Consider the following 12,853-nt stretch of genomic DNA (forward strand, 5'->3'; position numbering starts at 1 on the left):
TGGAGAGAACGGCATGGCCAAAACCACAGTGGTCGTCGTGGACGACTCGGCGCTGGTGCGCAGCATCCTGACCGAAATCATCAACCGCCAGCCCGACATGATTTGCGTCGGCGCCGCCAGCGACCCGCTGATCGCGCGCGAGATGATTCGCAACCTCAACCCCGACGTGATCACGCTGGACGTGGAAATGCCGCGCATGGACGGCATCGACTTCCTGTCGCGCCTGATGCGGCTGCGACCGATGCCGGTGGTGATGGTCTCCACCTTGACCGAGCGGGGCGCCGAGGTGACGATGAAGGCGCTGGAGCTGGGCGCGGTCGATTTCGTCGCCAAACCCAAGATCGGTGTGGCCGATGGCATACGCCAGCTGGCCGACGACATCACCGACAAGATACGCATCGCCGCCAAGGCGCACATCCGTCGCCACGCGGCCCCTGCGCCGGCCCCCACCGCGGGCGGTGCACCGGCAGCACCCGCCAAACCGGTGACGATGGCCGGCATCGGTCGCCTCTCGACCGAGAAGATCATCTTCATTGGCGCCTCCACCGGTGGCACCGAGGCGACCAAGGACGTGCTGATCAATCTGCCGGCCGACTGCCCGGCCGTTGTCATTACCCAGCACATGCCGCCAGGCTTCACCAAGAGCTATGCGGCGCGGCTGGACAGCCTGTGCCGCATCCGCGTCAAGGAAGCCCAGGACGGCGAGCGCATCCTGCCCGGTCATGGCTACATCGCGCCGGGCGGCTTTCACTTGAGTGTCGAGCGCTCGGGCGCCAACTACATCGCCCGGGTGCAGGACGGCGAGCCGGTGAACCGCCACAAGCCCTCGGTCGAGGTGCTGTTCCACTCGGCGGCCCGCGTCGTCGGCCCCAACGCCTTGGGCATCATGCTCACCGGCATGGGCGCGGACGGCGCCAAGGCGATGAAGGTGATGAAGGACGCCGGCTCCTACAACTTCGTGCAGGACGAGGCCACCTGCGTGGTGTTCGGCATGCCGCGCGAGGCCATCAACGCCGGCGCGGCCGACGAGGTCTTGCCGCTGCAGCAGATCGCGCCGCGGCTGATCGATCGCCTGCGCAGCACTTCGGGCATTGCACTCAGTCGCGTCTGATACACCGCGTCTAGCGATTCAAGGCTTCCCAGGCGCGCACGATCTCGCGGTTGTGCGGCACGTTGCTCAGGAATCCCTGGCGCACCCGGGCGTCGCTGATGCGCGCGGCCTGGGCCTGCAATTCGGCATGGGCCGCCGCCAGCACCTCCAGCGCGCGCACGTCGCCGGCTGCCAGCAGCACCTGGTAGCAGGTCAGTGGCAGTAGCAGCGGCTCCTCGGTACCGTCCAGGCTGCCGCCGCCGGCCAGGTGAGCCAGGATCAGCTCGACCTGCCGCAAGGCCTCGGCCACCTGGCCCCGGGCCAGCGCCACACGGGCCAGGCCCGAGACCGGATCGAGCACCTGCTGGCCGCGCATCTTCAGCTGCAGCAGCCGGTCGCGTGAATCGGCGTAGGCGGTCTGTGCGGCCTCCAGCCGCCCCAACCCCAGCTCGGCATGGCCGGCGACCAGGCGCGCATAGGCCTCCAGGTCGCGCTGGCCGCTGGCGGCGGCCGCCTCCAGCGCCGCATTGGCGTGGGCCAGGGCGCTGGTGTCGTCGCCCTGCAGATGGGCCACCGAGCCGGTGTTCAACAGCACCACCGCCTCTGTGTCGCGCTGGCCCAGCGCACGGGCCAGGCGCAGGCCCTGGTCGAGATGCTGGCGCGCCTTGGCATAGTCACCCAGGCGGGGATAGACCGAGCCCAGATTGTTCAGCCGCAAACCCTCGGCGCCGCGGTCCCTGGCCTCGCGCACCATCAGCAGGCCGCGCTCGAAGCAGTCGGCGGCGGTGGCCAGATCGCCCTGCTCCATCGCGATCAGGCCCAGCGCATTGACCAGCTTGCTCTCGCCCACGCGGTCGCCCTGCCGCCGGGCCAGGGCCAGGCCCTGCTCGGACACCTCGCGGGCGCCGGCATAGTCCCCTCGACCGGTCAGGGTGGTGGCCAGGCTGGGAAACAGCGCCGGCGGCACCTCGGGCAGCCCGGCGGCCAACGCAAAGCCGGCCCGGTCGGCGCGCTCGGCGGCCTCGAAATCACCGGCCGCGCGCAGCACAAAAGCCTGGCGCAGCAGGACTTCGATGCGCCGCTGGTCGTCGTCCAGCCGCTCGGCCAGCTCGGCCAGCGCCTGCAGGTCGGCCTCGTGGGCGGCGCGGTCCTCGCGCGTCTGCAGCAGGCGTTCGCGCAGGCGCAGCAGCCGCCAGCGCGCCTCATGGTCATCGCCTTGTGCCAGCGCCAGGCCGCGGGCGACGAAACCCAGCATGGCCTCGTTGGCATAGCGGGCGGCGGCGTCCTCGGCGGCGCGGACGAAGTAGCTCAGCGCATTGCGCATATCGCCGGCCCGTTCGAAGTGCTCGGCCGCCGGGCCCAGGGTCTGCGACAGGCCGCTGGCCCCCGACTCGCCCAGATGCACCAGCCAGGCGGCCGCCTTGGCGTGGTACTCGCGCCGGCTGCGGCGCAGCAGGCTGTCATAGGTGACCTGGTGCAGGATCTGGTGCTTGAACGCGTATTCGTTCTGGCCCTCGAAGGCCGCGCGGTCGTGGGGCACCACCAGGCCGCGCCGGATCTGCGCGTCCAGCGGCTGCAGCGCCTGGGCGTCGAGCGCGGCCAGCGCCTGGTCCCAGAACACGAAGCCGATCACCGCGGCCTGCTGCAGCGACAGCTTCTCGTGCGGAGCCAGCGTGTCCAGCCGCGCCTGCAACACGCCGGTGAGCGTCGGTGGTACCTGGGCGGCCTGCAGCTTGTCGGGCAGCAGATGCCAGCGCCCTCCTTGCACCGCGATGGCGCCCTCGTCGATCAGCATGCGCAGCAGTTCCTCCATATAGAAGGGATTGCCCTCGGCGCCGCCGGTGATCAGCTCGCGCAGGGTCGGCGGCACAGGGTTCAGGCGCTGCAGCAGCACATTGGCCAGTTCGCGGCTGCCGCGCTTGTCCAGCGGCTGCAGGTCGATGCGCTGGTGGGTGGCCTCGCCCTCGGCCCAGTCGGCCCGGCGCTCGAACAGCAGCGGGCGGGTCAGGCCCAGCATCAGCGTCGGCACATCTCGGTTGACCTGCAGCAGGTAGTCGACGAAATCCAGCGAGCCGTCATCGGCCCAGTGCAGATCGTCCAGCAGCAGCAGATTGGGCAGGCCGTCGCGGGCATGGGCGATGCGCAGCATCTGCGCCACCGCGTGAAAGCCGCGGTTGCGGATCTGCCGGCCGTCTTCGAGAATGCCGCGCAGATGGGGACTGCCCGAGAAGTCCAGGCCGATCAGATGCCCCAGCAGATGGGCATGAGCCTCGCCCTCCTCCGCCCCCATGTCAAAGCGGGGCAGCAGCCCTTCGCAGAATTTGCGGCGGGCGGTGGCCGGATCGTCCTCCTCGCTGATCTGCAGGCTGCGGCACAGCAGGTCGCGCAAGAGCCCGAACGGATGGCTCTGGGCGCGCGGGTCGGCACGGCCGCGCAGCACCAGGGCGGGCCGATCCTGGTCTTCCACCCAGCGCTCGAACTCCTGCAACAGCCGGCTCTTGCCAAGCCCCGCCTCGGCGACCACCAGCACCGAGCTGAAGGCGGCCTTGCGCGCCACCGCCCCCCAGGCCTCCTGCAGCAGCTCCATCTCGGCCTCGCGCGCCACCATGCGCACCTCCAGGCCCTCGATGCCGCGCGAGCCGGTATGGAAGGCGCGCGGCTGCACGCCCTGCACCAGATAGGTGGCCAGCGGCTGGTCATAACCCTTGACGATCAGCGGCGGCTGCTCGCTGACGCGGAACAGGCCGCGCACATGGCGGTAGCTGTCATGGCTGATGCGCAACTCGCCGGGCGGGGCGCTCTGCTCCATGCGGGCGGCCAGGTTGACGGTGGCACCGCGTATCGTGCCCTCGGCATCGACACCACCGCCCAGCAGCACCGGGCCGGTGTTGATGCCCACGCGCACCTGAAAACCTGTCACGCGCAGATCGCGGGCCACCCGGGTCGCATGGCGCTGCGCCTCGGCCAGCACCTCAAGGCCGGCGCGGATGGCCCGCTCCGGGTCGTCCTCATGGGCCTCGTCGGCACCGAACACGGCCAGCAGGCCATCGCCCGCGTACTGCAGGACCCGGCCCGAGAAGCGCTGGACGATGGCCGTGAAGCGCTCCAGCGCGCCGTCGATCACCGCCTGCACGTCCTCCGGGTCCAGGCCCTGGCCCATCGCGGTGGAGCCCACCGTATCGATGAACATCACCGTCACCTGCTTGAGCTGCTGCGCCGGTGCCGCGACCGATCTGAGCAGGCCCTGCAGCTGGGTACGCATGGCCGCGATGGCCACGTCCACCACCGCGTCGCCGAGGGTGCCGCGCTGCGCCTCAAGCGCCGCCATGCCAGCCTCGATCTGCTCTTGTTCGGTCATGCATGAGCCTCGCGTCTGAGCCAGGGGCCGTGCATTGCTTTGCTCTCGAGGCCCTGCTGTGCTACTGTTCCCCCGCTGAATACTACAGGCCTTGTCGTTGGGCTGCATGAGTTGATCGACCACGTTCTCCGCCAGGAGTCGAGATGAACTTCAAAGCGCTTGCTGCCACCGTCCTGCTGGGCCTGGCCTGCCTTCCCGCCGCCCACGCGGCCGAGTACAACACCGCCAAGTTCGTCGCCTCGACGACAGGCACCGGCTTCGAGCTGATACTGTTCGGCTTCGGTCGCGGCACGGCGGGCGGCGATCCGGTGGACTCCGGGCCCTTTGCCCAGGACGCCGTCGCTCCGGTGCCCTTCTTCGACTCCTGGAACATCGATGTCAGCGACATGCCTGCCGGCAACTACCAATTGGTCGCAAAGGAGATCTTCGCCTTCGGCAGCGTCAGCTTCACCGATGTCGGCCTGAGCTTTCTCGATGGCGGCGGCGGCCGCACCACCCTGCCCTTCCTGATCACCGACCAGGGCAAGACGGCGATCGGCTCGGGTGGCTTCTCGGTCACCAAGCCCTGCCCGGTCAAGAGCTGCCTGTGGATAGACGTCTATGGCATGCAGCTGCCTGGCGAGGTGCCGGCCAACTATGGCGCCCACATCACCGCCCAGGTCCCCGAGCCTGATGGCTATGCGCTGATGCTGGCCGGCCTGGCTGCCATCGGCCTGCAGCGACGCAGGCGCTGGCATGGCGGTGGCGTGAACATTTGACGCTTCGAGGGAATGGCAGGGCCGGGGGTCACGGCGGGGTCACGGGAGTGTCATGCGGGCTTTGAAGAATGCCCCCATGAGCACCCTACACACCCTCAGGCCCCAGGCCGAAACGCCCGCCACGGCCCTGCAGCAGCTGATCGCCCGTGACCAGCTGGTCGCGCACTTCCAACCGATCGTGCACCTGGGCAGCGGCGCGGTCTATGGTCATGAGGCCTTGATACGTGGCCCGGCCGGCAGTTCGCTGGAGTTTCCGGATGCCCTGTTTGCCGCCGGCCGCGCAGAGGGCCTGACGGTGGAGCTGGAGGTACGCTGCGCGATGCGTGCGCTGCGCGACTGGGGGCCGCAGGGCCTGTCCGGCAAGCTGCTGGTGAACATGAGCGCCGACGCGCTGAGCCGCGCCGTCCACGACATGGGGCTGGAGCGCACCCTGCTGCACTTCTCCAGCTGCGGGGTGCTGCCCGAGAATGTGCTGATCGAGCTGACCGAGCATGAGCGGGTGCCCGACCTGGATGCGCTCAAGCGCGCCATCGCCGTGCTGCGCAAGCACAAGGTCGGCATCGCGCTGGACGATTTCGGCGATGGCCGCTCCTCGCTGCGCCTGTGGTCCGAGATCCAGCCCGACCTGGTGAAGATAGACAAGTACTTCACCCGCAACGTTCACGCCCAGCCGGAGAAGCTGCAGACCTTCCGCGCGCTGCTGCAGCTGGCCGAGACCCTGGGCTCGCGCCTGGTCGCCGAGGGCATCGAATCGGCCGACGAGCTGCGCGTGCTGCGCGATCTGGGCATCAGCTACGGCCAGGGCTGGCTGCTCGGTCGGCCCGCGGCCGAGGGCCTGGCCCACGCCCCCGAGGCCGCCCAGCAGGTGCTGGCCAGCGCTGACATCGCCGTGCTGCCGGAACTGCGGCGTGCCAGCGGCTCGGGCGTGCTGGCCGCGCATCTGTGCGCGCAGCTGCCCACCGTCGGCACGGCCACCACCAACGAACAGCTGTACCGCATCTTCTCCAAGGACGAGCGCCTGCATGCGCTGGCCCTGGTGGACGAGGAGCAGCGCCCGATCGCCCTGGTGGACCGCAGCCAGTTCATCGCGCGCTGGGCCAAGCCCTTCTTCAACGACCTGTACGGCCGCCACAGCTGCAGCCTGTTCGCCAACCATGCGCCGCTGATCGTCGAGGGCGACACCGGTATCGAGGAGCTGACCTCGGTGCTGACCTCGCCCGACCAGCGCTACCTCAGCGAAGGCTTCATCGTCACCCGTGGCGGCTGCTACCTGGGCCTGGGCACCGGCCAGCAGCTGGTGCGCTCGGTCACCGAGGCGCGCATCGAGGCGGCCCGCCATGCCAACCCGCTGACCTTCCTGCCCGGCAATATCCCGATCAGCCAGCACATCGACCGGCTGCTGGCCAGCGGCCGCGAGTTCGTTGCCGCCTATGCCGACCTGAACCAGTTCAAGCCCTTCAACGACCACTACGGCTACTGGCGGGGCGACGAGATGATCCGCCTGGTGGCCCGCGCGCTGGCCCTGCACTGCGACCCGCAGCGCGACTTCGTCGGCCATGTCGGCGGCGACGACTTCGTCGTGCTGTTCCAGAGCAGCGATTGGGAGTCGCGCTGCGAGGCCATCGTCAACAGCTTCAATGAAAGGGCGCTGTCGCTGTTCGACGAGGCGGCGCTGCAGGCCGGCGGCATCATGGCCGAGGACCGCCACGGCGACATGCGCTTCCACCCCTGCACGACGCTGTGCATAGGCGCGGTGCGCATTCGCTCGGGCACGCTGTCGCGCAGCGAGGACGTTGCCAGTGCCGCAGCCAGCGCCAAGCGCGAAGCCAAGCATGGGGCGCACAAGGTCTATGTGATGGAGGGCTGACAGGGCCTACGGGCACAACCGTGCGCATGCCGCATCGCCGCGGCACGGGGGCGGGCCACAATCGCAGCCATGCCCGCCTCGCTACTGATGGTTCTTGCCACCCTCCTGTTCGCCACCATGGGGGTCTGCGTCAAGCTCGCCTCCGATGAGTACGGCGCCGGCGAGATCGTCTTCTACCGCGGCCTGGTCGGCGTGCTGGTCATCGCTGCGATGTCCCGCTGGCAGGGCCAGAGCCTGCGCACCGCCGTGCCCGGCATGCACTTCTGGCGCAGCCTCTCGGGCGTGCTGGCCCTGTCGCTGTGGTTCTATTCGATCGGCAAGCTGCCGCTGGCCACGGCGATGACCTTGAACTACATGTCCTCGGTCTGGATGGCGCTGTTCCTGATCGGCGGCGGTGTCCTGATGGGCAGCGCCCGGGTCGATCCGCGCCTGGTTGCCGCAGTGCTGCTGGGCTTTTGCGGCGTCGCCCTGGTGCTGCGGCCGACGATGGACGAACAGCAGCTCTGGTACGGCCTGGCCGGCCTGCTGTCGGGCATGTTGTCGGCGCTGGCCTATCTGCAGGTCACCTCGCTGGGCCGGGCCGGCGAGCCGGAGTACCGCATCGTGTTCTATTTCTCGCTGGGTGGCATCGCGGCCGGCGCATTGACCACCCTGGCCACCGGCGACTGGCATGGCCACAGCCTGCGCGGCAGCGCCCTGCTGCTGGCCGTGGGCCTGCTGGCCACGGCCGCCCAGCTGTCGATGACACGCGCTTACAGCCGTGGCAAGACCTTGGTCAATGCCAGTTTGCAATACCTCGGTATCGTGTTCTCATTCCTCTACGGCGCCTTGCTGTTCGGCGATGCGCTGACCCCCTCGGCGCTGCTGGGCATGTGTCTCATCATCGTGGCCGGCTTGGCCGCCACCCTGTTGCGCAGCCGCAGCACGCCGGCCGACAGCCAACACTCCACGCTCGAATCATGACCGCCAATGCTTCTTACACCGCCCTGATCAACGTCGCCCAGCTACAGGACCTGCTTGCCGCAGGCGCGCCGCTGCTGATCATCGACGCCAGCTTTGATCTGGCCGACCCGGCCGTCGGCGAGCGGGCCTATGCGGCCGGCCATCTGCCTGGGGCGCACTATGCCCACCTGGACCGCGACCTGAGCGGTGCCAAGACCGGCCGCAACGGCCGCCATCCGCTGCCCACGCGCGAGGCCTTCGCCGCCACCGCCGCACGGCTGGGCGTCAGGCCCGGGGTCCAGGTCGTGACTTACGACAGCCAGGGCGGCATGTATGCGGCGCGGCTGTGGTGGATGCTGCGCTGGATAGGCCACGGCGCGGTGGCGGTGCTCGATGGCGGCCTGCCAGCCTGGACGGCCGCCGGTGGCGCGCTGAGCCAGACACTGCCGGCAACACCTGACGCCAGCGCCGCCTATCCGCTGGGTGAAAGCCTGGCCCCCAGCCTGGACGGCGATGCACTGCTGGCCCGCCTGGGTCGGGTGCGGCTGATCGACGCACGCGCCGGTGAGCGCTTCCGTGGCGAGGTCGAGCCGCTGGACAAGCTGGCAGGCCACATCCCCGGCGCCAGCAACCGCTTCTTCAAGGACAACCTGCAGGCCGATGGCCGTTTCAAGCCGGCCGCGGCACTGCGCGAAGACTTCACCGCCCTGCTGGGCGCCCGCGCGCCGGCCGAGGTCGTGCACCAATGCGGTTCCGGCGTCACCGCCTGTCACAACCTGCTGGCGATGGAATTTGCCGGCCTCGGCGGCTCACAGCTCTACCCGGGTTCATGGAGCGAATGGTCGTCCGACCCAAGCCGGCCGGTGGCAAGAGGCTGAAGTCGGCCGACTTGACTTGGAACAAGGCGACTCCGAAGATGTCACGCGACACTGACCTTGTCGTCGACGCCTGAAGGTCTTCAGGTGCGGCCCAAACTGGAGGAAAACCATGTTCCAACGCATCATCGTTCCCACCGACGGTTCCGACATCACGGCCAAGGCGGTGCAGACCGCCATCGGCGTGGCCAAGGTCCATGGCGCCAAGCTCTACGCCATCAGCATCAAGGAGCCATTCCCCTACAGCGCGATCTCGGAAATGCAGCCGACCCCGCCCCAGGAGTTCTTCGATGCCCAGGAACGCATCGCCGGCGCCCGCATCGCCGCCGTGCTGAAGGCAGCCGAGACCGCTGGCGTGCCTATCGAAGGCCACACGGTCGAGGCCCTGCACGCCTGGGAAGCCATCATCGACCATGCCAAGCTGATCAATGCCGACCTGATCGTGATGGCCTCGCACGGCCGCCGAGGCGTCGAGGCCCTGCTGCTGGGCAGCGAGACGCAGAAGGTGCTGACGCACACGACGACGCCTGTCTTGGTGGTTCGCTGAGTTTTTTCCCAGTCTCGTAGCCCGGATGCAATCCGGGGGCCCTTCAGCGGCAAACCCCGGATTGCATCCGGGCTACGCAGTCAATGTGCACTCCCTACCGCGACAACGACGATACCCATCCCCACCGCCAGCCAGGCCAGCTGAGACGCTGTCTCGCGCCAGGGCAGGCGGCGCTGCAGCTGCGGTATCAGATCGGCCACGGCCACATAGATGAAGCTGCTTGAGGCAGCCACCAGCAGATAGGGAAACAGCGCCTCCCAGGGCCCGACGATGAAGTAGCCGAGCACGCCGCCGACCACCGCCGAGAGGCCGGAAATGGCGTTGTACAGCAACGCCTTGGCGCGACTGAAGCCGGCATTCAGCAGCACGATGTAGTCGCCCACCTCCTGGGGAATCTCGTGCGCGATGATGGCCAGCGCGGTGACCACGCCCAGATGCGTGTCGGCCAGAAACGCCGCCGCGATGATGATGCCGTCGCAGAAGTTGTGGATGCTGTCACCGACCAGCACGCTCCAGCCGCCCCGGCCCGCCTGCTCGGCGTCGAAGCCATGGTGGTGGTGGTGGTGAGGGTCATCGCCCTCGTGGTGGTGGTTGTGGCGGTAAAGCTCGGCCTTCTCGAGCAGGAAGAAGAACATCAGACCGGCCAGCAGGGTCAGGAACAGCTGGTGCGTGTCGGCCTTGCTCTCGAAGGCCTCGGGCAGTACATGCAACAGGGCGGTGGCCAGCAGCAGGCCGGCCGAAAGGCTGACCAGGTGGCGCACCAGCTTGCCCAGCAGTTTGACCGTCAGGCTGGCGGCGATCAGCACCGACAGCAGGCCGCCGGCCAAGGTTGCGATCACGATGTACAGCAGCGTCATTCAATTCCAGTGGATGAAAGAAAACAAGACCGCGCACTTTTGGCGCGGCTGGGTCGCAGTGCTCGCCTAGGCGACGCCCTGCGCCTTGAACCAGGCCAGACAGCGCTGCCAGCCGTCCTCGGCCGGGCCCTTCAGGAACGTCGGGCGGTAGTCGGCATGGAAGGCGTGTCCCGCCTCGGCATAGACATGAAAACTCGAGGCCTTGGCCGAGGCGCTCCCCTGGCTTAGCGCGGCCTTCATCTTATCAACCGTGTCAAGCGGTATGCCGGCGTCCTGCCCGCCATAGAGGCCCAGCACCGGCCCACGCAGCCCGGCCGCAAGATCGACCGGGTGTTTGGGCGTCAGCGGCGTGCTGGCGCCGACCAGGCGGCCATACCAGGCCACGCCCGCCTTCACGCCCGGGTTATGCGCGGCATAGAGCCAGGTCATGCGCCCGCCCCAGCAGAAGCCGGTGATGCCCAGCCTTGATGTGTCTCCGCCCTGGGTCCTAGCCCAGGCCACGCAGGCGTCCAGATCACCCATCACCTGAGCATCGGGCACCTTGTTGACGACCTCAGCCAGCAGCTTGGCGATCTCGCCATAGTCGCCGGCATCGCCCTGACGCACGAACAACTCGGGCGCGATCACCAGATAGCCTTGCTTGGCCAGGCGGCGGGCAACATCGGCAATGTACTCATGGACGCCAAAGATCTCGCTGACCAGCAGGATCACCGGCAGATTGCGACCGCCCTCGGGCATGGCCCGGTAGGCGGGCATCTTGAAGTCGCCCAACGGAATCGTGACCTCGCCGACACGCAAGCCTGCGCTGTCGGTCTTGACGACGGTCTGTGCCGTCACCGGCAGCACGGCGGCGGCAAAACCGCTGCCCACGGCGGCGCGCACGAAGTCGCGGCGGTTCAGGTCGAGTTCTGCCATGGCATGTGTCCTTTGATAAGCTGCAGGATTCTAGGGGCCGCTGCAAAACCTCGTGGTGTGGCGGGCTTGGCGTCATGATTTGCCGCGACAATGCCGGCACTCATGCCTGAATCCAAACCATCCCCGTCCCGCCTTGCTGCGGGGCAGCTCGCCGCCATCGACATGGGCTCCAACAGCTTCCGGCTGGAGATTGCCCAGCTGGAGCAGGGCCGCTACCGCCGCATCGCCTATCTGAAGGAGACCGTGCGCCTGGGCGCCGGGCTTGATGCCAACAAGATGCTCACCGAGGCCGCAGCCCAGCGCGGCCTCGACTGCCTGCAGCGCTTTGCCCAGCGCCTGGACGGCTTTGTGCCTCAGCAGGTGCGCGCGGTGGCCACCCAGACCCTGCGCGAAGCCCGCAACCGCGATGCCTTTCTGCAGCGCGCCCGCACGGTGCTGGGTCATCCCGTGGAGGTGATCTCGGGCCGCGAGGAGGCCCGCCTGATCTATGCCGGCGTCGCGCGGCTGCAGCCGTCCGAGCTGCCGCGGCTGGTGATCGATATCGGCGGCCGCTCGACCGAGATGATCCTCGGCCGGGGTCGGCGGCCGATCACCGCCGAGTCCTTCCAGGTCGGCAGTGTCAGCCTGTCGATGCGTTTCTTCCCGGACGGCAAGTTCAGCGCCGAGGCCTTTCGCGCCGCCCAGGTGGCCTGCGGGGCCGAGCTGGAAGAGGCGCTGCAGCCCTTTGCGCCTGGCCTGTGGCGTGAGGCGCTTGGCTCGTCGGGCACCGTCGGCGCGGTTTCGCAGCTGCTCGCCGCCAGCGGCATCACCGATGGTCGCATCACGCCGGCAGCGCTGCGCTGGTGCATCGAGCAATGCCTGGCCGCAGGTCATGTGGACCGCATCAAGCTCCCCGGCCTGAAGGAAGACCGCCGCGCCGTCGTCGCCGGTGGCCTGTGCATTCTCTACACACTGGTGATGCAGTTCGGCATCGACGAGTTGCTGCCCGCCAAGGGCGCCTTGCGCCAGGGTGTGATCTTCGACCTGGCCGAACGCCTGGAGACCGCGGAGAGCGGCCGCAAGGTCCGGGTCGGTGATATCCGCGAGCCTTCGGTGAAGGGCTTGCAGCAGCGCTTCGATGTCGATCTGGCCCAGGCCCGGCGCGTGCAGCAGCAGGCGCTGGCGCTGTACCGGCAGTTGGTGCCCGAGGCCGAGCCGGAATCGCGGCGCGAGCTCGGCTGGGCCGCGGCGCTGCACGAAATCGGCATGATGGTCTCGCACCACGATCACCATCGCCACAGCGCCTATCTGCTGGCGCACGTCGATGCGCCGGGCTTCTCGCAAAGCCAGCTGCGCCTGATCAGCGACCTGGTGCTGGGCCAGCGCGGTGGCCTTAAGAAGCTGGACACGCGGCTGGCCGACAGCGGCTTCATCTGGCAGCTGCTGAGCCTGCGCCTGGCCGTCATCAAGGCCCATGCGCGCGACCGCCTCGACAAGGCGGCCATGCGGCTGCAGCGCCGTGATCAGGCGGTGGAGTTGCAGATGGCACCCGGCTGGGCCGCCCGGCATCCGCGCACCGTCTATCTGCTGCAGGAGGAGTTGCAGGCCTGGGCGCGCAGCGGGCTGCTGGAGTTGACGCTGAAGGCTTGATGTCTGGCCCCGGAT

Annotated in this window: 10 protein-coding genes; 7 read left to right on the forward strand and 3 right to left on the reverse strand. The window is 68.6% G+C overall.

Annotated elements, in window-relative coordinates; translation table 11 throughout:
• The first annotated feature begins 13 nt into the window (after positions 1 to 13).
• Complete coding sequence (locus tag DES47_RS19175) at positions 14 to 1,111, forward strand: protein-glutamate methylesterase/protein-glutamine glutaminase (protein ID WP_133702355.1); 1,098 nt, start codon at positions 14 to 16, stop codon at positions 1,109 to 1,111.
• A gap of 10 nt (positions 1,112 to 1,121) precedes the next feature.
• On the opposite strand, the gene DES47_RS19180 is transcribed toward DES47_RS19175, so the two are convergent.
• Complete coding sequence (locus tag DES47_RS19180; RefSeq protein ID WP_166652073.1) at positions 1,122 to 4,448, reverse strand: adenylate/guanylate cyclase domain-containing protein; 3,327 nt, start codon at positions 4,446 to 4,448, stop codon at positions 1,122 to 1,124.
• Between the two features lie 143 nt (positions 4,449 to 4,591).
• Here DES47_RS19180 and DES47_RS19185 point away from each other — a divergent pair, with 143 nt between their 5' ends.
• From DES47_RS19185 to DES47_RS19205, 5 genes are all read left to right on the forward strand, one after another.
• Positions 4,592 to 5,206 (forward strand): PEP-CTERM sorting domain-containing protein, encoded by a 615-nt coding sequence (locus tag DES47_RS19185; RefSeq protein ID WP_133702357.1) that lies wholly within the window; start codon positions 4,592 to 4,594, stop codon positions 5,204 to 5,206.
• Positions 5,207 to 5,282: 76 nt separating this feature from the next.
• Positions 5,283 to 7,073, forward strand: a complete 1,791-nt coding sequence (locus DES47_RS19190; RefSeq protein ID WP_166652074.1) for an EAL domain-containing protein — start codon at positions 5,283 to 5,285, stop codon at positions 7,071 to 7,073.
• Between the two features lie 69 nt (positions 7,074 to 7,142).
• The gene (locus tag DES47_RS19195; protein WP_166652075.1) at positions 7,143 to 8,036 is read left to right on the forward strand and encodes a DMT family transporter; all 894 of its coding nucleotides are present in this window, start codon (positions 7,143 to 7,145) and stop codon (positions 8,034 to 8,036) included.
• A complete protein-coding gene (locus tag DES47_RS19200; RefSeq protein ID WP_133702359.1) occupies positions 8,033 to 8,893 on the forward strand; it encodes a sulfurtransferase in 861 nt (286 codons plus the stop codon). Before DES47_RS19195 ends, DES47_RS19200 begins: the two co-directional genes overlap by 4 nt.
• A gap of 109 nt (positions 8,894 to 9,002) precedes the next feature.
• Complete coding sequence (locus tag DES47_RS19205; RefSeq protein WP_133702360.1) at positions 9,003 to 9,437, forward strand: universal stress protein; 435 nt, start codon at positions 9,003 to 9,005, stop codon at positions 9,435 to 9,437.
• 80 nt (positions 9,438 to 9,517) lie between these two features.
• Here the strand turns inward: DES47_RS19205 and DES47_RS19210 are convergent, their stop codons facing one another.
• The gene (locus tag DES47_RS19210) at positions 9,518 to 10,294 is read right to left on the reverse strand and encodes a ZIP family metal transporter (protein ID WP_133702361.1); all 777 of its coding nucleotides are present in this window, start codon (positions 10,292 to 10,294) and stop codon (positions 9,518 to 9,520) included.
• A 66-nt stretch (positions 10,295 to 10,360) separates the two neighbouring features.
• On the reverse strand, positions 10,361 to 11,209 hold the full coding sequence (locus DES47_RS19215) for a dienelactone hydrolase family protein (RefSeq protein WP_133702362.1): 849 nt from the start codon (positions 11,207 to 11,209) through the stop codon (positions 10,361 to 10,363).
• A gap of 102 nt (positions 11,210 to 11,311) precedes the next feature.
• On the opposite strand from DES47_RS19215, the gene ppx reads away from it, so the two are divergent.
• Positions 11,312 to 12,838, forward strand: a complete 1,527-nt coding sequence (gene ppx / locus DES47_RS19220; RefSeq protein ID WP_133702363.1) for an exopolyphosphatase — start codon at positions 11,312 to 11,314, stop codon at positions 12,836 to 12,838.
• Positions 12,839 to 12,853 lie beyond the last annotated feature (15 nt).

This window comes from Roseateles toxinivorans (assembly GCF_004362525.1).
GTDB lineage: Bacteria > Pseudomonadota > Gammaproteobacteria > Burkholderiales > Burkholderiaceae_C > Paucibacter > Paucibacter toxinivorans.